The organism is Pseudomonas sp. CM27, assembly GCF_013179515.1.
GTDB lineage: Bacteria > Pseudomonadota > Gammaproteobacteria > Pseudomonadales > Pseudomonadaceae > Aquipseudomonas.
This window is the reverse complement of the sequence record NZ_JABMCN010000005.1, coordinates 31,756-49,021: the sequence shown is the minus strand read 5'-3', so window position 1 is coordinate 49,021 and position 17,266 is coordinate 31,756. Positions and strand designations below refer to the sequence as shown.

General features: G+C 61.4%; 21 protein-coding genes, 1 tRNA gene and 1 pseudogene. 7 read left to right on the top strand and 16 right to left on the bottom strand.

Features of this window, described 5'->3' with window-relative positions; translation table 11 throughout:
- Positions 1–27: 27 nt before the first annotated feature.
- The 5 genes from tusB to HP547_RS01570 form a co-directional block, all read right to left on the bottom strand.
- Positions 28–324, bottom strand: coding sequence for a sulfurtransferase complex subunit TusB (gene tusB / locus HP547_RS01590; RefSeq protein WP_172218698.1), 297 nt, complete (start codon positions 322–324; stop codon positions 28–30).
- Positions 324–683, bottom strand: a complete 360-nt coding sequence (tusC, locus tag HP547_RS01585; RefSeq protein WP_172218696.1) for a sulfurtransferase complex subunit TusC — start codon at positions 681–683, stop codon at positions 324–326. The genes tusB and tusC overlap by 1 nt, the downstream gene beginning before the upstream one ends.
- 1 nt (position 684) lies before the next feature.
- The gene (tusD, locus tag HP547_RS01580) at positions 685–1,077 is read right to left on the bottom strand and encodes a sulfurtransferase complex subunit TusD (RefSeq protein WP_172218694.1); all 393 of its coding nucleotides are present in this window, start codon (positions 1,075–1,077) and stop codon (positions 685–687) included.
- A 175-nt stretch (positions 1,078–1,252) separates the two neighbouring features.
- Entirely contained in the window at positions 1,253–2,632 is a 1,380-nt protein-coding gene (locus tag HP547_RS01575; RefSeq protein WP_172218692.1) for a nucleobase:cation symporter-2 family protein, read from the bottom strand.
- 332 nt (positions 2,633–2,964) lie between these two features.
- Positions 2,965–3,636, bottom strand: a complete 672-nt coding sequence (locus tag HP547_RS01570) for a Bax inhibitor-1/YccA family protein (protein ID WP_172218690.1) — start codon at positions 3,634–3,636, stop codon at positions 2,965–2,967.
- A gap of 134 nt (positions 3,637–3,770) precedes the next feature.
- On the opposite strand from HP547_RS01570, the gene HP547_RS01565 reads away from it, so the two are divergent.
- Positions 3,771–3,858: transfer RNA gene (locus HP547_RS01565), tRNA-Ser, on the top strand.
- 119 nt (positions 3,859–3,977) lie between these two features.
- Here HP547_RS01565 and HP547_RS01560 read toward each other — a convergent pair.
- On the bottom strand, positions 3,978–4,427 hold the full coding sequence (locus tag HP547_RS01560; RefSeq protein WP_256676232.1) for a hypothetical protein: 450 nt from the start codon (positions 4,425–4,427) through the stop codon (positions 3,978–3,980).
- A 17-nt stretch (positions 4,428–4,444) separates the two neighbouring features.
- Here HP547_RS01560 and HP547_RS01555 point away from each other — a divergent pair.
- Positions 4,445–4,621 (top strand): annotated as a pseudogene (locus HP547_RS01555) (type II toxin-antitoxin system RelE/ParE family toxin); the annotation flags it as partial.
- A gap of 28 nt (positions 4,622–4,649) precedes the next feature.
- Here the strand turns inward: HP547_RS01555 and HP547_RS01550 are convergent.
- Positions 4,650–4,937 (bottom strand): Fis family transcriptional regulator, encoded by a 288-nt coding sequence (locus tag HP547_RS01550; RefSeq protein ID WP_306139603.1) that lies wholly within the window; start codon positions 4,935–4,937, stop codon positions 4,650–4,652.
- A 161-nt stretch (positions 4,938–5,098) separates the two neighbouring features.
- Positions 5,099–6,163, bottom strand: a complete 1,065-nt coding sequence (locus HP547_RS01545; protein ID WP_172285342.1) for an SDR family oxidoreductase — start codon at positions 6,161–6,163, stop codon at positions 5,099–5,101.
- 73 nt (positions 6,164–6,236) lie between these two features.
- On the opposite strand from HP547_RS01545, the gene HP547_RS01540 reads away from it, so the two are divergent.
- Positions 6,237–6,608, top strand: coding sequence for a MerR family transcriptional regulator (locus HP547_RS01540; RefSeq protein WP_172285341.1), 372 nt, complete (start codon positions 6,237–6,239; stop codon positions 6,606–6,608).
- Between the two features lie 13 nt (positions 6,609–6,621).
- On the opposite strand, the gene HP547_RS01535 is transcribed toward HP547_RS01540, so the two are convergent.
- The 3 genes from HP547_RS01535 to HP547_RS01525 form a co-directional block, all read right to left on the bottom strand.
- The gene (locus HP547_RS01535; RefSeq protein ID WP_172285340.1) at positions 6,622–7,260 is read right to left on the bottom strand and encodes a ferric reductase-like transmembrane domain-containing protein; all 639 of its coding nucleotides are present in this window, start codon (positions 7,258–7,260) and stop codon (positions 6,622–6,624) included.
- Positions 7,261–7,453: 193 nt separating this feature from the next.
- A complete protein-coding gene (locus HP547_RS01530) occupies positions 7,454–8,095 on the bottom strand; it encodes a 3-oxoacid CoA-transferase subunit B (protein WP_172218676.1) in 642 nt (213 codons plus the stop codon).
- Positions 8,096–8,103: 8 nt separating this feature from the next.
- Positions 8,104–8,799 (bottom strand): 3-oxoacid CoA-transferase subunit A, encoded by a 696-nt coding sequence (locus HP547_RS01525; protein ID WP_172218674.1) that lies wholly within the window; start codon positions 8,797–8,799, stop codon positions 8,104–8,106.
- A gap of 333 nt (positions 8,800–9,132) precedes the next feature.
- On the opposite strand from HP547_RS01525, the gene HP547_RS01520 reads away from it, so the two are divergent.
- Positions 9,133–10,011, top strand: coding sequence for a LysR substrate-binding domain-containing protein (locus tag HP547_RS01520; RefSeq protein WP_172285339.1), 879 nt, complete (start codon positions 9,133–9,135; stop codon positions 10,009–10,011).
- Between the two features lie 53 nt (positions 10,012–10,064).
- Here the strand turns inward: HP547_RS01520 and HP547_RS01515 are convergent, their stop codons facing one another.
- Together HP547_RS01515 and HP547_RS01510 are read right to left on the bottom strand one after the other, a co-directional pair.
- Positions 10,065–10,448, bottom strand: a complete 384-nt coding sequence (locus tag HP547_RS01515; RefSeq protein ID WP_172285338.1) for an NUDIX domain-containing protein — start codon at positions 10,446–10,448, stop codon at positions 10,065–10,067.
- 121 nt (positions 10,449–10,569) lie between these two features.
- Entirely contained in the window at positions 10,570–11,787 is a 1,218-nt protein-coding gene (locus tag HP547_RS01510; RefSeq protein WP_172285337.1) for an amidohydrolase family protein, read from the bottom strand.
- Positions 11,788–12,069: 282 nt separating this feature from the next.
- Between HP547_RS01510 and HP547_RS01505 the strand changes: the two genes are divergently transcribed.
- Positions 12,070–13,230 (top strand): MFS transporter, encoded by a 1,161-nt coding sequence (locus HP547_RS01505; RefSeq protein ID WP_172218668.1) that lies wholly within the window; start codon positions 12,070–12,072, stop codon positions 13,228–13,230.
- A gap of 29 nt (positions 13,231–13,259) precedes the next feature.
- On the opposite strand, the gene HP547_RS01500 is transcribed toward HP547_RS01505, so the two are convergent.
- Together HP547_RS01500 and HP547_RS01495 are read right to left on the bottom strand one after the other, a co-directional pair.
- Positions 13,260–13,445, bottom strand: coding sequence for a hypothetical protein (locus tag HP547_RS01500; protein WP_172285336.1), 186 nt, complete (start codon positions 13,443–13,445; stop codon positions 13,260–13,262).
- A gap of 292 nt (positions 13,446–13,737) precedes the next feature.
- The gene (locus HP547_RS01495; RefSeq protein ID WP_172285335.1) at positions 13,738–14,784 is read right to left on the bottom strand and encodes an alpha/beta fold hydrolase; all 1,047 of its coding nucleotides are present in this window, start codon (positions 14,782–14,784) and stop codon (positions 13,738–13,740) included.
- A 207-nt stretch (positions 14,785–14,991) separates the two neighbouring features.
- On the opposite strand from HP547_RS01495, the gene HP547_RS01490 reads away from it, so the two are divergent.
- Positions 14,992–15,345, top strand: a complete 354-nt coding sequence (locus HP547_RS01490; protein WP_172285334.1) for an SH3 domain-containing protein — start codon at positions 14,992–14,994, stop codon at positions 15,343–15,345.
- A 489-nt stretch (positions 15,346–15,834) separates the two neighbouring features.
- A complete protein-coding gene (locus HP547_RS01485; protein WP_172218662.1) occupies positions 15,835–16,029 on the top strand; it encodes a hypothetical protein in 195 nt (64 codons plus the stop codon).
- Positions 16,030–16,162: 133 nt separating this feature from the next.
- Here the strand turns inward: HP547_RS01485 and HP547_RS01480 are convergent, their stop codons facing one another.
- A complete protein-coding gene (locus HP547_RS01480; protein WP_172285333.1) occupies positions 16,163–17,068 on the bottom strand; it encodes a LysR family transcriptional regulator in 906 nt (301 codons plus the stop codon).
- Between the last annotated feature and the right edge of the window lie 198 nt (positions 17,069–17,266).

The window sequence follows — 17,266 nt, the reverse complement described above, 5'->3', positions numbered from 1 at the left end:
TCGCCTGATCGCCTACGTCGAGTGTGCTCATAACCAGCTGTTGACCTTGTCGTAGTGCAGCGACAGTTCGACGAACCCGGCGTAGTCCACGGCCTTGGCCAGGTCATTGCCGACCGCACGGGCCTGGATATCCTCATCCAGGGCGAACAGGCGTTGGGCCAGGCCGGCAGCTTGCAGCTGGCGGTACGGTTCGCTGCCGTTGCGCAGGGCATAAACGGCGTCGCCGCACAGCAGCACGGCGTCATCGCCACCGAGCAGCCGCAGGCAGCTGGCCAGGCGCTCGTCGCCGAACGGGGAGTGGGCAATTACATGCAGGGTTGTCATCAGAGCGTTACCACCTGGTCGAAGCGGGCAATCAGCGCGGCCAGCGCTGCGTCATCGAGTACCTGCACCGGCAGTGCCAGGGTGTCGGTTGCCAGGCCACGGCGGGCGAGGCTGTGGCTGCAGGCGTACAGGTCCTCGACCCCGAACATCGGCAGCGCCTGCAGGTTGGCGGCCAGGTTCTTCTGTTGTACGGCGGTGGGGCGCTGGTCCGTCGCAAGCTGGAACACGCCATCGTCGAGGAACAGCATGCCCAGCGGCAGGTCGAACGCGCCGCCGGCCAGGGCGATGTCCAGTGCCTCGCGCGCCGATGGGCCATTCCACGGCGCCTGGCGGCTGATGATCAGCAAGGATTTGGCCATATCAGTCACCTCCAAAGCAGACAAGCCGATCGGCAAGCTGAGCGGCCTCATGCAACTGGCCAAGCCCGGACAGTTCCCAAGGCTTGGGCAGGTTCACGGCCGGGCGCTGGTAGCGGTTGGCCTCGGCCTCGTCGAGCACGCCACGGCGCAGGGCGGCGGCGATGCACACCACGGCGTCCAGCTGATGGGTCTCGATAAAGCCACGCCACTGGGCTGCCACGTCCACTTCGTCCTGGGGCGCGACCACGTTGGCCGAGGCACTGTGTACCCCGTCCTGATAGAAAAACAGCCGGGCAATCTCATGCCCGCCGGCCAGCACCGCCTCGGCATAGCGCAAAGCGCGCCGCGAGGAGGGCGCATGGGCCGGGGAGAACACCGCGATAGCGAATTTCATGGATAACTCATGCAAAGGAATGCTGCCATGATAAAGCAAAAAAGCCCGCGCCCGCTTGTGCAAGCGGCGCGGGCTTTCAACCTGTCCATATGTCCTGCACGCCCCCTGCAGGAGCGGCCTCGGGTCGCGAAAGGGCTGCACAGCAGCCCCATGGCCTAACCGACAAGCACCAGGCTCAAGCCTGTTCCTTGCTCTCCGGCAGGAACCAGTTCAGCACCAGGGCACAGATACCCCCGGTAGCCACACCCGATTCAAGCACATTGCGAATCGCCGATGGCATATGCGCCAGGAACTCCGGCACCTGCGCGACACCCAGGCCCAGCGCCAGCGACACCGCAATGATCAGCAGCGCACGGCGATCCAGCCGGGTGCTGGCCAGAATATTGATGCCCGAAGCCGCAACTGCACCGAACATCACCATCGCCGCACCCCCCAGCACCGGCTCCGGCACTGCCTGGATCACCCCGGCAACGCTAGGGAAAAGCCCCAGTACCACCAGCATCACGGCAATCCAAATGCCGATATGGCGGCTGGCGATGCCGGTCAGTTGAATCACGCCGTTGTTCTGCGCAAAGACCGAGCTCGGGAAGGTGTTGAACAACCCCGCCAGCAGCGAGTTGGCGCCGTTGACCAGCACCCCACCCTTGATGCGTTGCATCCATACCGGCCCTTCGACTGGCTGGCGCGACACCTTGCTGGTTGCGGTCACGTCACCAATGGCTTCCAGCGAAGTCACCAGGTAGATCACCAGCATCGGAATGAACAGCGCCCACGAAAAGCCCAGGCCGAAGTGCAGCGGGGTGGGCACCTGGAACAGCGCGGCCTGGTGCATGCCTGTGAAGTCCAGGCGGCCCATGTAGCCGGCCAGCGCGTAACCGACGGCGAGGGCGATGACGATGGCGCAGCTGCGCATCCACACCACCGGGATACGGTTGAGGATGACGATAATTGCAAGCACCACACCCGACAGCAGCAGGTTCTCGCCATTGGCGAAGGTGCCATTGGCCATGGCGCCGAAGCCACCGCCCATGCTGATCAGGCCGACCTTGATCAAGGTCAGGCCGATCATCAACACCACGATACCGGTCACCAGCGGGGTAATCAGACGTTTGACGAAAGGCAGGATGCGCGACACGCCCATTTCCACAAACGAACCGGCAATCACCACGCCAAAGATGGCCGCCATCACGCCTTCTACCGGCGTGCCTTGCTTGACCATCAGCGCACCGCCAGCAATCAGCGGGCCGACGAAGTTGAAGCTGGTGCCCTGCACGATTAGCAAACCGGCGCCGAAGGGCCCGAAGCGCTTGCACTGAACAAAGGTGGCAATACCCGAGATCACCAGCGACATGGAGACGATCAGGTTGGTATCCCGCGCCGAAACGCCCAGCGCCTGGCAGATCAGCAAGCCAGGCGTGACGATAGGCACGATGATCGCCAGCAGGTGCTGCAGGGCAGCAAGCAGGCCGATCAACAGCCGTGGCTTGTCCTCCAGACCAAGCACCAGTTCGTTGGCAGGCGCCGCTGCGCCTGGGCTGTGTTCATGTGAGCTCATTGCTGGAAGCTGCCCCGGATGAAAAAAGGAGCGCATTCTACGGGGTGATGAGGGATTGCGGTAGAGAAAAGCACGATAGCGGCATGATCGGCGACTATTTACCTGATTATTTGACTTTTTAGTCAGTTATTTGATGCTGGTTTGTCAGGGGGAATAGAGTCAGAGCCTGCGCCGCCGACCTCTGTGGGGGCGGGTTCACCCGCGAAGAATCCACACGCAGTTCATGCCACCGGCCCCGCCGGTGTTCGCCAGCCAGCTCGGTCCCTCACCCAATCCTCTTTCTGAAACCCACAAAAAAGCCCGCCGAAGCGGGCTTTCTCAAACAACGTCAATCAGTCATCACGACCCATGATGCCAAACAGCTGTAGCAGGCTGACAAACAGGTTGTAGATCGACACATACAGGCTGATGGTCGCCATGATGTAGTTACGCTCGCCACCATGAATGATCGCGCTGGTCTGGAACAGGATGCAGACCGACGAGAACAGCACGAAGCCAGCGCTGATCGCCAGTTGCAGGCCGCTGATCTGGAAGAAGAAGCTGGCTACTACCGCACCCAGCAGAACAAAGAAGCCTGCAGTGATGAAGCCACTGAGGAAGCTCATGTCCTTGCGGCTGATCAGCACGTAGGCCGACAGGCCACCGAACACCAGCGCAGTCATGGCAAACGCCGAGCTGACCACTTCAGCGCCACCGGCCATGCCAAGGTAACGGTTGAGGATCGGGCCGAGGATGAAGCCCATGAAGCCGGTGAGGGCAAAGGTGGACACCAGGCCCCATGCCGAATCACGCAGCTTGTTGGTAAGGAAGAACAGCCCGTAGAAGCCGATCAGTACCACGAACACATTCGGGTAGCCGACGCGCATCTGCTGGGCCACGAAGGCCATGACACCGCTGAAGGCGAGGGTAAGCGCCAGCAGGCTGTACGTGTTGCGCAGGACCTTGCTGATCTCCTGCTGCTCGACCTGCTGGCCGTGGTGTACGGCGTAATCCTGTTCGCGCATGGCGACACTCCTTGGTAAAACCTGTGGTTTCGAACGTTCAGATGCTAGGAGTCTATCAGAGCTCCTGCAACCCGCGACACAGAGAGTTTGACAGCGTGTTTCATTACGGTATTATGGCGACCGCAAAACGAGCTGGAAGCGTGGCCGAGTGGTTTAAGGCAACGGTCTTGAAAACCGTCGATGGGCAACTATCCTAGAGTTCGAATCTCTACGCTTCCGCCATACAAGTGCCTGATTTCATTGATGTTCATCCCCGTTGAATCCTCAAAAGGGAACGTTTGGGAACACTTTGGGAATCGAAGGCAAAAAAAGGGGCCTTTATGGCCCCTTTTTTTATGTTCTCAACTCAACCTGAGTGTCTGGTTTAGCAACCCCACCACATCTGGTCCGTCCTGGCTGATCCACTTCGCGTAGTGCCTGAAAATCATGGCTGTCGAGGTGTGCCCCAACTGATCCGCAATCCACTCTGGTGTGGCCAGGCCACTGCTCAGCATCTGGCTGGCGAAGGTATGTCGGCCGGTGTTCGATCCGTGCTGGCGAACGCCGACACCTACCAGATGGTGGATCCACCAGCCGTGCCGAAGTACGTCCGAGGACGGGTACGGCTCGCCCGTGGCCGTGTTGTGAGAGACAAATTGTACACGCTGCTCGCGAATCGTCCGGTTATCGCGCTCGACGACCTTGATGAGGTCTGCCGGCAGTTGCCTAGGGTACCGTGCCTGCGCTTGCAGCGCGCGGAGTGCTGGTGCGAGCAGCTTGACTCTGCGAGTCGACCGCCGTGTCTTCTTCACCTTACATTGCTTGGCAAGGTGAACCCGACAAGCCCGGTAAGCCTCTTCGGGGTGTACTGGCTGGATGCCGCCGCATTCGGACTGGCGATGTGCGCATCGCCTATCGTATCCAGGGTACTGAAATCGTGGTTGTCCTGTGCGCTGGGGCCCGACGCGACGACGAAGTCTATGAGACTGCTGTACTGCGAGTCTGATTCCAAACCCCGCTGATGCGGGGCGAGGTTATACGTGAGCAGGCTTTTGCTCTGGCACCAGTCGCACCTCCACGCGCTGGCCTAGTGCGCGGGCGGCGCTGGCCAGGGTCGCCAGCGTCATGCCCGGATCGTCTTGGTCGAGTGCGCGATCCACTGCGGTACGACTGGTGTGCATGCGTGCAGCCAGTGCTTTCTTAGTCACCTTCTGACTTTTCATGGCTTCAGCGATTTGCCAAGAGATGACCCGCTTGAGTGGAACCAGTTCGATGCCAACGGCAACCCATTCCCTGCAGACCTGTACAGCAAGCTGAGCCAGGCCAGCACCCACTGATGTCCGCCCGGAGCCCTCAGCCGGGAAGTGAACCTGGCCTTGAAGAAAACACCATAACGATCAAACAGAGCAAGACAAATGCTGCGACGTCGGCTTAGCCGAACATTCGCAATGCTACCTGACGAAGATGGTCTGAGCATTCTGGGTCATGTGATCAAAGAGCCTTTGACGTAGCGCACCGTCTTTTCCAAAGTGCGCGCCATGTCGGGATGCGTAAGCTGATACTTCCGCTCCAGGCACTCGGTACCACTCATGTCGAAGCGCTGCGTCTGGATGAAGTTCAATGACTCTGCGCTGATCGAGAATCGGGTTGCCAGTCCGGGAATCTTCAATAGCCACCTCAGCAACCTTATTGATACATGGTGGCGGGGCGGCTTCACCTCCAGCGTTTGTGCCATCTGCGTAAGCATCCCCTGTAAGTTCGGTGTGTGCTTATACAGCGCCAGAACCTGCCGGTTGGCCATAGCGGGGTCGAACGCCACGCGGGTTATCAGCGTCACCAGATAATCGACACTGACTAACGGCAACCAATGGCTGGCGGAACCGGGTATGGCCTTGAACCGGCCTTGCGCCAGGTTTCGGATCAGTTCGGCCATAGGTTGCCCTTCCACGATGTGCCCGCTCTCGCTGTGTCCACATACCGTCGCGGGGTGAACGATGGTGTAATCCGCGCCGGCTTCGTGCATGTAACGAATGACTTCAAAATGGGACTCGAGCTTGCTGCCTTCGTAGCCGCCAACACGGCCGTAGACTGCGGGCCAGTGGGTGTTTTCAGGGTGCTGGTGATCAACCCCGATACTGGCAAGGTGGCTAAGGTTCTGCAGCATGAAGCCACCCACCATCACCAGTCGGATACGCTGGTTCGCTGCCAGCCTCGCTACGTTCAGTGCCCCTTGCACATTCACTGTGCGGGCGCGCTCCATTGTCAGCCCCCAGCAGAACTGCGCGGCGAGGTGGAAAATTACCGACGCCGAAGCCACGTAATGCCTGTCGACCTCGCTGAGTCCAAGCCCTTCCTTGCTTATATCGCCCTCAACCGCATGGATATGCGCAGGATTACCGCCCAATCGGCCTACCTGCTCTTTGAGGCGCTCGATGTTTTCGGGGCTGCGCATAAGCACCCAGGTCTTGTGCCCTGTTGCAGTCAGGCGGGCCACTAAATGTTGACCCACAAACCCACTGCCGCCGGTAACGAAGCATTCCACGCTCATGCCTGATTCCTTGTCTGGATAATGGGCGCAGGCTAAGGTGTAGAGCCCGCTCTACAGTCAAGGAGTTTTTGTTGTGAACATTGGAGAGTTGGAGCGGCGCAGTGGCGTCGGCCGCCATGCATTGCGTTATTACGAACGGCTCGGGCTTATCGCGGCCAATCGACAGGCCAATAACTACCGTCGCTACAGCGAGCAGGCCGTGATTGATCTGGCCTTCATTCAAAGTGCCCAGGGCGTGGGTTTTTCACTCGCCGAGATTGGGGAGATACTCGCGGCCAAGCGGGGCAATACGATCAACTGCGCCCAAGGCGCGGCGCTGGTCGCCAGCAAAATGGCCGACATTCAGGCGCGGATCACTGGCTTGCAAGCTACGTATTTTTTTCTGGACGCGGAGCGTGCAAAACTTGAAGCCAGTGCCATTGCCCACGGGCACACTATTGCCTAACCGACGATAATGATCAGTGAGTAGCGCTTGGCTCTATGGCGTTGCGCCGCAGGCGTATGGCCAGCTGGGCGGTGAGCTTGAAGAGCATGGCGCTGAAGATCAGTGCGAAGCCCAGCGGATACCAGGAACCCATGGGCAGGCGTTTGTAGAATGACAGCATGAATACGCCAGCAATCACCCAAGTGCCGGTGACATGCAGCCATTTCCACGCGCGAGCGCCCAGCAGTTTCACTGCGGCGGGGAAGGAGGTAATGGTCATCAGGATGATGAACAGATAGCCGATCGACCCAGGAATATTCGCTGTGGCCGTACGGCCATGCCAGAAGGTGTCGGGGAAGAACTTCACATACAACAGGATCAGGACCGCATGCACAGCGTGGGAAAAGGCAAAAGCCAGCCCAAGAAAGCGCCGGTTGCGCAGCAGGCTGCGCGTGAAGGCAGTCGGTACCAGGGCTGCAAGGGAGGAGGCGAGGAAGGTCAGCAGGAACAGGGCGAAGGATGTACGTGCGGTGGTCCGGATCGCGCTGCGCAGGGCTTCTACCCATTGAGGCTGGTACCACAGCGCCAGCGAAGTGACGATCAGCACCAAAAGGGACAACAGTGAGAACAGTCGCCAACCCTGGAGGCTGGCAGTTTCGGCGTGGCGGTTCATGGCGGGCTCCGAGGTATCAACGCTGCGTGCGGGATGTCGCAGCGTTTCGCGGTGCCATGGTGTCAACGGCGTTTATCCCGGGTATGTCCAGAAAAGCGCGCTGTGTATCACTTTGTAGGTGATTGGAGGCGATATCGGCTGTAAACCTGATCGCCCCCTGGGCCTCGACAATCTTGCAGGCCGGCGGCCTGGATCACTTGATCAACGGCACACCGCTGAGCTTCTGCAGTTCATCAAAGTCGATGTCAGCACAAATCTCGACCACTTTCAGCCCTTCAGGCGTCACTTCAAGCACGGCCAGGTCGGTGTAGATACGGCTGACGCAAGCGATGCCGGTCAGCGGGTAGGTGCACTCGGGCACCAGCTTGCTTTCGCCGGTCTTGGTCAGATGGTCCATCATCACGAACACCTGACGGGCGCCGGTAGCCAGGTCCATCGCGCCGCCTACGGCAGGGATCGAACCTTCGGCGCCGGTGTGCCAGTTGGCCAGGTCGCCCTTGACCGACACCTGGAAGGCGCCCAGCACAGCGATGTCCAGGTGGCCGCCACGCATCATCGAGAACGAGTCGGCGTGGTGGAAGTAGGCACCGCCGGTCAGCAGGGTCACGTGCTGCTTGCCGGCGTTGATCAGGTCATCGTCTTCCTCGCCCGGCGCCGGGCTCGGGCCCATGCCCAGCAGGCCGTTCTCGCTGTGCAGGAACACTTCCTTGTCGCCCAGGTAGTTGGCCACCAGGGTCGGTGCGCCGATGCCCAGGTTTACGTAGGCGCCTTCCTGGATGTCTGCGGCCACGCGTTGGGCCATCTCGGTGCGGGACAGTTTTTTGGTGATGGTCATGGCAGGCCTCAGACAGCTTTGGCAATCGAAGAAGCGGCAGCGCCGGACACGGCGACCACGCGCTGGACGAAGATACCCGGGGTGATGATGTGCTCCGGGTCCAGTTCGCCGAGTTCGACGACCTGGTCAACCTGGGCGATGGCGGTCTTGGCGGCCATGGCCATGATCGGGCCGAAGTTGCGGGCGGCCTTGCGGTAGGTCAGGTTGCCCCAACGGTCGCCCTTGTGCGCCTTGATCAGCGCAAAGTCGGCGTGCAGCGGCATTTCCAGCACGTACTGGCGGCCGTCGATCTCACGGGTTTCCTTGCCTTCGGCCAGCAGGGTGCCGTAGCCGGTCGGCGAGAAGAACGCACCAATGCCCGAGCCCGCTGCGCGGATACGCTCGGCCAGGTTGCCTTGCGGCACCACTTCCAGCTCGATCTTGCCGGCCCGGTACAGTTCGTCGAACACGTAGGAATCGGACTGACGCGGGAACGAGCAGATCACCTTGCGCACGCTGCCTGCCATGAGCAAGGCGGCCAGGCCGATCTCGCCGTTGCCGGCGTTGTTGCTGATGATGGTCAGGTCGCGGGCACCGGTTGCGATCAGGCCGTCGATCAGTTCGGACGGCATGCCGGCAGTGCCAAAGCCACCGACCATGATGGTCGAACCGTCGGTGATCCCTTCCACCGCGCTGGCGATGGACTCAAACGTTTTATTGATCAAGGCGAGCTCCTGGTTGTTCCTGGAGTTGAGTTGTAGGGCTGGCCGGCGCGCGGTGAAGCGATGGGGCCAGTCAGCAGCTGGAATTGGTTGCTGACTTTCGCTATAGCGTGCCGCAAGATAGGGCAACAGTAGAGAGGGTTTGGCGGAATTTGTGCGATTATCGAACTGTTGTGCGATATGCGGGCAGTTTTGGTCGCTATTTGTCGCAATTCAGCCGCAGGCCATTTAAAGCCCGTGCACACCTACAAAGTCTCCTGGCGTCAAGGCAATGCGTCATGCACTTCGGGTTCAGGCATCATGTGTCCAGCCAGTTGCCAGAAGCTGAACCCCCCAATGCCAGACTCCAGCAAACCCAACCGCGCCATCTACGACCTGGACATGCTCCGCACCGTGGTCATGGTGGCCGACTGCTGCAGCTTTACCACCGCCGCTGCCCGCCTGCATTCCACCCAGTCAACGGTCAGCCAGAAGGTGCGGCGGCTGGAGGAAATGGTCGGCCACCAGTTGCTCGACCGCAGCAACCGCGAGGTGCACCCCACCGATGCCGGAGAAACCTTGCTGGGCTTCGCACGCCACCTGCTGGCGGTCAGCAGCCAGCTGACCGAAGCGATGTCGGGCGGGGTGACCGTGACCGCGCGCATCGGCCTGCCGGACGATTTTGTCGCTGGCAAGACCATGCAGGCGCTGGCGGCATTCAACCGGCGCAATCCGACAGTGAAACTGGAAATTACCGGTGGTCTGAGCCGCGACCTGATGAGCAGCTATGACCGTGGCGAGCTCGACCTGGTGCTGATCAAGCAGCGTCGGCATAGCCGGGAGGCCAATGCCTGCCAGCCAGAGCGCATCGAGTGGATCGACAGTGCGCAATACCCGTGTTTTGCCCAGGACCCTATCCCGCTGGTGACCTTTCCGGCGCGTGGCCTGTACCGCGATGACATGATCGGGGCGGTTGAGGCCATGGGGCGCAGTTGGCGTATCGCGTTTACCAGTTCCAGCCTGGCGGGGATTCAGGAAGCGGTCGCCAATGGGTTGGGGGTGAGCCTGCTGCCGTCCCGCGTTGTCACGCCCAGGCATCAGGTGCTGGGGGCGCAGGAGGGGTTCAAGCCGATCACAGTGTTTGAGGCGGCGATTTTTCATCGGCCCACGGCAGACCCGATGGTTATCGAGCTTGCTGAGATTCTGATCGGTATCTTGCGCGCCGAGGCCGAGTGAGCCACGGCCGATAGGGGGCTTGGGCAATGCCTCCGGCACCGAGGTTCGCCGTATTACTTTCCGGCGGAGACAAAGCCTTCTCGTCGCAGCAGCTCCATGTGGGTTGGCTTGATCGTGACTTGATGAAACTCGTCGGCCGAAAACCAGCGACACTCGACGATTTCATGCGAGGGCTGGGGCTGCATCGGCGCCGGGACGGTCATGCGATAGACCCAGTGTTCTTCGTACTGGAGCACGCCATGTCCGAGAAACTGGGCATCAGTGAGGTGCAAGCAGGTTTCTTCAAACAGCTCACGGTGTGCCGCTTCGAGCTGTGTTTCGCCGGGGTCGATCTTGCCGCCAGGCAGAGACCACACTGAAGCCTCCTGGCGCACCAGCAGAATCTTGTCGGCCTGCAGGCAGATGATAGTGGCGTGCAGCTCTTTCGATGGGTTCATGGTGGCTCCTCCTGTATCAACGGAAGGCCCTGCCGGGACGCCAAAGTTCAGGTGAGGCGGTGAATGGCCTTCGCGGTACAAGGTCGCACCCGGACCCGACCGCGTTGGCCGATTGTTTGCGCTAGCGCCGCAGCTCTGCTGCAAACTGCGCAGCCTGCAACTGCAACTGCGCGGGCCCGCCCCAGAATGCGCCGTGCCGCACGATCACTCGCTCATGAAGGGCTGCCGCCACCGCCGCCGCGGCATTCGGAGCCTTGAACAGGACAAAGCTGGCTTCGTTGCCGACCTTCAAGCCGTAATCCTGCTTGCCCATCACCGCGGCACTGGCCTCGGTCGCCATGTGCAGCGCAACCCGCAGTTCTTCGTCGGTGTTAAAGCCCGAGCGATAGCTGACCAGCATCGCACGCTGCAGCATGTCGCCGTTGCCGTAAGGCCACCAGGCATCCTGGATGTTGTCGTTGCCGGTGAATACGCGCACGCCGCCAGCACGCAAACGCAGCACAGGCGGGAAGGCGTGGTCGCCAGGGGCGTTGGTCATGATCGAGATGCCCGCGCCGGCCAGTAGTTCGGCGGTGCGGTCGAGCACTGAATCCGCTACATCGCCCAGGCCATAGGCGTGGCTGACCGCAACCAGGCCCTGCATGCCCAGTGCCTGGGTGCGTGCGGCAATGCGTTCAAGCTGGGCGATGCAGATATCGCCGGGCTCGTGCAGGTGGATGTCGACTTTCACGCCATGCCGGTCGGCGATGCCGAACACGATATCCAGCTGGGCTTCGGCGTCACCGTCCAGGGTGGTCGGGTCGATGCCGCCGACCACCTGCACGCCTTCGCGCACGGCGGCTTCCATCACTTCGGCGGTGCCAGGGCAGGTCACCACGCCGGCCTGGGGGAAGGTCACCAGTTCGATGTCGATCAGCTCTTTCCACTTGTCCTGGGCTTCGAGCATGGCCCGCAGGTTGCTCAGGCCGGTGCTGGCATCCACGTCCACATGGCAGCGCATGGCCAGGGTGCCGAACGAGGCGGCCTGGCGGATCAGCGCGTCGGCGCGCTCGACGATCGGCGGGGCGCTGGCCAGTTCGCGTTTTTCCACGGCCAGGCGCTCGCGCAGGCTGGCGACAGGTTGGTGCGGTCGCCAGCGGTCGCCGACAAAGCTCTTGTCCAGGTGAATATGGCCGTCGACGAAGCCGGGCAGCACCAGCAGGCCTTCCAGGTCGATGGTTTCGCGGGCTGGGCTGCTGGCACGCAGCGGTCCGATGTGGGTGATGCGGCCGTTGGTAACAGCGATGTGCAGGGGCAGGCCATCGGCATCGATGGCGTTGATGAACTCACGGTCGTTCATGATCGGGCCTTTTCACTGAGGCTTGGGTGATGTCCCACGGTAGGGAGGATGCGGTCATGTCACAAATTAATTATCAGGATTGCATGCAGTGCGTTTCTGGATGCAGGTGAGTGCCGTTTGCCTGCATTAAAAACCCCACTGAACCCGATGCCGATAATTAACTTTCAAACCTTTCGAACTCGGCCCAGCATTGCTCCCAGGATCAGCCCAGGCGCCTGCTACGGCGCCTCTCAGGGCAGGTTTCATAAACAATAAAAACAAATGCTGTGTCGGAGTCCCCCTATGACCCAAGATTCCAAGCTGCTGCGTGCCGCGCTGATTTTCATTGCCTGTACTTCGTTCATTGTCTGTGGCGTACAACCTATCTTCATGGGGCTGGTCACCGAGCAACTGAGCCTGTCGCTCGACCAGCAGGGTTGGGTGGTGTCGGTCGAGATGATCGGCATGACGCTGGGCACCTTGCTTTGCCCGCTGCTGATGAAGCGCCATGGCGGTCGCAGCCTGTGCCTGCTGGTTGGCGCGCTGTGCGTGGCGTTGAGCATTGCCACTGCCTTCACCACCAGCAACACGATGCTGCTGGCCGTGCGCATGGGGGCTGGCACCTGTGCCGGGCTGGTATATGCCTATGCGGTGTCGACGCTGGGCCGCCTGCCCAATCAGGACCGTTCGTTCGGGTTGATGCTGTTGCTGCAGACCCCGGAGTACTCGCTGTTCTCCGCAGCGCTGCCGCTGCTTGCCGCGCAGAGCGGTACGGTGACCGCCTTGTGCGCATTTGGCCTGTGGTACCTGCTGATCTGCGGGGCCAGCCTGGTGCTGCCGCGTCGCCCGGCAGTGGCGCTGGCCAGTGGCGAAGGTTCGCCCGCCCAGGGTGGTTCGGCGCGCACGGGGCGCACTGCGCTGCTGGGCATGTTGTTCATGCAGGTGGCCATCTACTGCGTGTGGGGCTTCATTGATCAGCTGGCGCGGGACCAGGGCATTGCCGGCGTCGATATCGGCTGGGCGTTTGGTCTTTCGGCGATCGGTGGCTTGCCGGGTGCGGGGTTGCCGAGCTTGCTGGGTGCACGGGTCAATCGGCAGTTGATGATCGCCGTGGGGCTGGTGGCGGTGTTTATCTCGATCGCCATGCTGACCGGCCATACCCGCACGCCAATGCAGCTGTTTGTCGCGCTGCTGCTGATCAATTTTGGCTGGGTGCTGTCGTTGTCGTATTACATGGCACTGATCACGACCAATGATCCGACTGGCAAGCTCACGCCTTTGGTCAGTATCACCCTGATGGGCGCTGCGGCGGTGACCCCGGCGCTGATTGCCATGCTGGTGGAGGGCTCCAACCAGCAACTGATCTTTCTGCTGGGGACGGGGGCGTTGCTGATTGCCTTTGCGGTGACTTGCTTTGGCGCGGGGCCCAAGGGCCTGCGCCGTAGCCCCCTCGACGCCAGTTGAGGCGGATCAGGGTCTATCTGCTCCGGTGGTCACTGCAGCGTCCCCGGCTTCAGGTCGTCCGGCAAGTCCCGCAGGGCAGCTTCCAGCTTCGCGATCGGCCCCGCAAGGGCATTGGCTTCCTGGTCCTTGCCCTCCGTTTTCAGGCGATCACGCTCAAGGCGCAGGCTGAGCAAGGTTTTCTGCAGCTTCAGGGCCGAGGCATCGTATGTGTCCATGCTTTTCTCATGCTGTAGGCCTCCGTGCCGTTGTAGGAAAAATGGACCGTAGCAGCTCGAAATTGCCAGAGAAACTGATGTTTCATACAGGCAAATCCCGTTAGCTCGATTTCCCCTACAGCGCACGGTAATAGATCCTACAAGCTACGTTTCAATTCATATCCGCTTGATCGCGCTCCACGCCCCGTTTTTAGCCGGGCTCAATCGGTTTCGGCACAGCAGGCGCTCATCGTGGCTCAACGTTGCGCCTGCTGCGCTTTTGAAACGTTCTGTAGCAAATGCCGCCGGCAGCCTACAGGTGATCTGCATCCACCACCGCCTGGGCAAACGCCTGCGGCGCTTCCTGCGGCAGGTTGTGGCCGATGCCACCGCTGATCAGCCGGTACTCGTATTTGCCCGTAAAGCGCTGCGCATACGCTTCTGCGGGTGGGTGCGGGGCGCCGTTGGCGTCGCCTTCCAGGGTAATGGTCGGCACGGCGATACTCGGGAAACTGGCCAGTTTTGCCTCCAGCGGGTCGTAGCGCGTTTCGCCCTTGGCCAGACCCAATCGCCAGCGGTAGTTGTGCACGGTAATCGCTACCTGGTCGGGGTTGTCCAGGGCACTGGCGCTGCGCTCGAAGGTGGCGTCATCGAAGGCCCATCTGGGCGAGGCAGTCTGCCAGATCAGCTTGGCGAAGGCATGGCGGTTCTGCTCGTAGCCGGCCTGACCGCGTGGGGTCGCGAAGTAGTACTGGTACCACCACTGCAGCTCGGCGCTGGGCGGCAACGGGGCCTTGGCAGCTTCCTGGCTGCTGATCAGGTAGCCACTGACCGAGACCAGCGCCTTCACCCGTTCTGGCCACAGCGCCGAGACGATATCGGCGGTGCGCGCTCCCCAGTCGAAGCCGGCCAGGACGGCGCGTTGGACGTGCAGGGCGTCCATGAAGGCGATCACATCGCTGGCAAGGGCAGTGGGCTGGGCGTTGCGTGGGGTGGAGGCGGACAGGAAGCGGGTCTGGCCGTAGCCGCGCACGTAGGGCACTAATACCCGGTAACCCTTGGCCGCCAGCTTCGGCGCAACTTCCTCGAAGCTGTGAATGTCATACGGCCAGCCATGCAGCAGGATCACCACCGGGCCGTCGGCCGGGCCTTGATCCACGTAGGCCACATCGAGCACGCCAGCGTGGACGTGTTTCAGCGGGCCGAAGGTAGGCGTGGCTGCTGCTGCCATGGGCTGAGGCTTCTGGGGGGCTGCTGTGGCGACGTTGGCGGTCAACAGCCCAAGCGGCAGCAGGGCGCAGGCGAGCAGGGTCCGGCTGAAGCGACGTGGCAGGGCAGTGGTCAAGTGACGGGCGGGCATCGGGCATCTCCTTGGCAAAACCATCGGTGCGGGTTGATGGGTGCCAGTACAGGTGACGTCTGTACCGCCGATATGTCCGATTACCCTGTAGGAAACGTTCTTGTGTATCAGGTCTCATTCTGTACACATAAGGATACAAGTACACGGCAGCAGCGGGCGTTCCGGCCTCTGCTAGGATTGATGGTTTTCCGGCCAGGGAGCGGCCCCATGCATTACGTTGTCATTGAACCCCACCGCAGCGAATATCCGCGGCCCATCCGCTTCGCCAAGGGGACGTTGCTGGAGATCGGCCCGCGCTATGAAGGCGAGCCAGGCTGGCAGGACTGGTACCTGTGCAGCTGCACCGGCCAGGAATCGGGCTGGGTGCCCGCCCAGGTGATCGAGCGGATCAGCGTTGGCCAGGGCAGGGCGCTGGAGCATTACTGCGCGCATGAACTGGACGCCGACCCTGGGCAGTTGGTGCAGTGCGTGCGCCCGCTCAACGGCTGGCTGTGGTGCCGACGCCACGGCAATGGCGAGCTGGGCTGGCTGCCGGCGGAAAAACTTCAGCAGCTGACTTGACTGGCAAAAAGCTGCAGCAAGGCCATGCCTTGACCGTGCGGGCTGTCAGGCGAATGCGCTGGCGGCTGTAACGGTGGATGCCCAGACTACTGGCGGGTTAGCCTGCGCAGTTCATCTGATCCGCTTTTTTTCCATAAACCTGAATCTGTAACCGTATCAGCCCAGGTCCGACAATATGTCCATCCCCGCATCACACTGTAGAGGTTCCGATGGGCAAGCTGACGCTGTTCCTGGGTGGTTTTCTGCTGCTGACCATTCTGATTGGTATTCTTGGCACCATCCCGCCAAGCTGACTTAAACTGCAGTTTCCCAACGCGGCCCGTCTACTTCAACCGACGGGCCCAACACCTGACCAAATGGCCAGTATTCTCCCGCCTTCCACTGTTGGACAAGTGGTAGCGGCAAGTCATTCTCAAGCCCAAAAGCCTCGTGTAGTCTGCCGCCGCCGCGCACTCGCGCCGGTCTTTTTGCCTTGGAGCCGACACACTGATGGAATGCAACATAGCCACTTCAGCCATGCTGGAGTGGCGTAGCCGTTTTCTCGCCGAAGGCTCCCTTGATGAACAAGATTATGAGCAGGCACTGCGCAGTGCCGAGGTGCTGGAGCGCGCCGGCGTAATCAGTACACTGGAGTGGATCGAGCTGGTGAAACTGGCCAATTCGGCATTGCTGCTTGTGCGATAAGTCGTTCTTTGCGCTGGGAAATCTGTCCACAAAAAACGTGGGTAGGTCTGTGGATAAAGTGCTGCAAGCCAGACCCACGGTGGGCTCTGTTAAATTGAGCAGATTTTGAACAGTCGTTTTCGACAAGGCGGTTTCACTGACCGGGGCCGGCGCTGCGCAGCGCAGAAAGCAAGTCGCGCACCCGCGCGGGCAGCTCGCCGGCGGGGTACACAGCATGCATCAGCGGATCCTGGCCGCTGCTGGATGTCAGCCGATAGTGCGGGCACACCCGCACCAGGTGCCCGGCCTTGACCTGCGCTTCGCCCACCCAGGCGGCCAGACGGGCGATGCCGGCGCCGGCCAGGGTGCTGTGGTACACCGCATCGCCCGAGCCCAGACGCAGCCTGGGCCTTGGGCGCAGGCTGGTGATCTGGCCCTCGTGGCAAAAATGCCAGGCTTTGAGGATGCGCGGGGCGGTGTGCAGGATCAGCGCATGCCCTTCGAGGTCTTCAGGTTGCCGGGGCGTGCCGGCCAGAGCCAAGTAATTCGGGCTGGCATACAGATAGCGCTGGTAGGCCCACAGGGGGTAGCCGATCAGCTCGCTCGATTGCGGGAAGGCGCCGCGCACCACGAAATCGAATTTGCCCTGCAGCGGGTCGAGGGCTTCATCGCTGTACTGTACGTCCAGGGTCACCTGCGGATGGCGACGGGTAAACTCGGCGAGCACCCCAGGCAGCACGTGTTCACCCAGCAACTGCGGCACGGCAAAGCGAATCCAGCCTTGCGCGCTGCCGCTGAGCGCAGCCAGTTCGTCGGCGGCATCGCGTTGCACATCCAGCAACCGTTCGGCGTGGGGTAACAGGCGCTCACCTGCTTCTGTCAGGGTCACCGCATTGGCGTTGCGGTTGAGCAGTTTGCTCCCGGCGTTGTCTTCCAGGGTCTGCAAAGCACGGGTTACCGCGCTGGGTGAGCGCCCGAGCGCACGGGCTGCGGCGACGAAGCTGCGCTTGTGCGCCACGCTGACGAACGCCTGGATTTCTCTCAGCATGTCCAATGCCATTGCCTGCTCCTTGTTGCAGTTTTCGCAATATGGCATTTCACCACAAGTGCGCCACTTTGATTAGCCTTGCAGGCGTCTTAACTGCCTGGAACCGCGTCATGATCGATATTGCTGTGCTTTGCGTGTTTGCCTTCGCCGCCGGGCTGATCGACGCCGCCGTGGGCGGTGGCGGGCTGATCCAGATTCCGGCGCTGTTCA

Bases quoted from the DNA above. Each gene is read 5' to 3' on its own strand.
- tusB (WP_172218698.1), bottom strand. From the start codon at position 324: ATGACAACCCTGCATGTAATTGCCCACTCCCCGTTCGGCGACGAGCGC.
- tusC (WP_172218696.1), bottom strand. From the start codon at position 683: ATGGCCAAATCCTTGCTGATCATCAGCCGCCAGGCGCCGTGGAATGGC.
- tusD (WP_172218694.1), bottom strand. From the start codon at position 1,077: ATGAAATTCGCTATCGCGGTGTTCTCCCCGGCCCATGCGCCCTCCTCG.
- HP547_RS01575 (WP_172218692.1), bottom strand. From the start codon at position 2,632: ATGAGCTCACATGAACACAGCCCAGGCGCAGCGGCGCCTGCCAACGAA.
- HP547_RS01570 (WP_172218690.1), bottom strand. From the start codon at position 3,636: ATGCGCGAACAGGATTACGCCGTACACCACGGCCAGCAGGTCGAGCAG.
- HP547_RS01545 (WP_172285342.1), bottom strand. From the start codon at position 6,163: ATGAGCGTGGAATGCTTCGTTACCGGCGGCAGTGGGTTTGTGGGTCAA.
- HP547_RS01535 (WP_172285340.1), bottom strand. From the start codon at position 7,260: ATGAACCGCCACGCCGAAACTGCCAGCCTCCAGGGTTGGCGACTGTTC.
- HP547_RS01530 (WP_172218676.1), bottom strand. From the start codon at position 8,095: ATGACCATCACCAAAAAACTGTCCCGCACCGAGATGGCCCAACGCGTG.
- HP547_RS01520 (WP_172285339.1), top strand. From the start codon at position 9,133: ATGCCAGACTCCAGCAAACCCAACCGCGCCATCTACGACCTGGACATG.
- HP547_RS01515 (WP_172285338.1), bottom strand. From the start codon at position 10,448: ATGAACCCATCGAAAGAGCTGCACGCCACTATCATCTGCCTGCAGGCC.
- HP547_RS01510 (WP_172285337.1), bottom strand. From the start codon at position 11,787: ATGAACGACCGTGAGTTCATCAACGCCATCGATGCCGATGGCCTGCCC.
- HP547_RS01505 (WP_172218668.1), top strand. From the start codon at position 12,070: ATGACCCAAGATTCCAAGCTGCTGCGTGCCGCGCTGATTTTCATTGCC.
- HP547_RS01500 (WP_172285336.1), bottom strand. From the start codon at position 13,445: ATGGACACATACGATGCCTCGGCCCTGAAGCTGCAGAAAACCTTGCTC.
- HP547_RS01495 (WP_172285335.1), bottom strand. From the start codon at position 14,784: ATGCCCGCCCGTCACTTGACCACTGCCCTGCCACGTCGCTTCAGCCGG.
- HP547_RS01490 (WP_172285334.1), top strand. From the start codon at position 14,992: ATGCATTACGTTGTCATTGAACCCCACCGCAGCGAATATCCGCGGCCC.
- HP547_RS01485 (WP_172218662.1), top strand. From the start codon at position 15,835: ATGGAATGCAACATAGCCACTTCAGCCATGCTGGAGTGGCGTAGCCGT.
- HP547_RS01480 (WP_172285333.1), bottom strand. From the start codon at position 17,068: ATGGCATTGGACATGCTGAGAGAAATCCAGGCGTTCGTCAGCGTGGCG.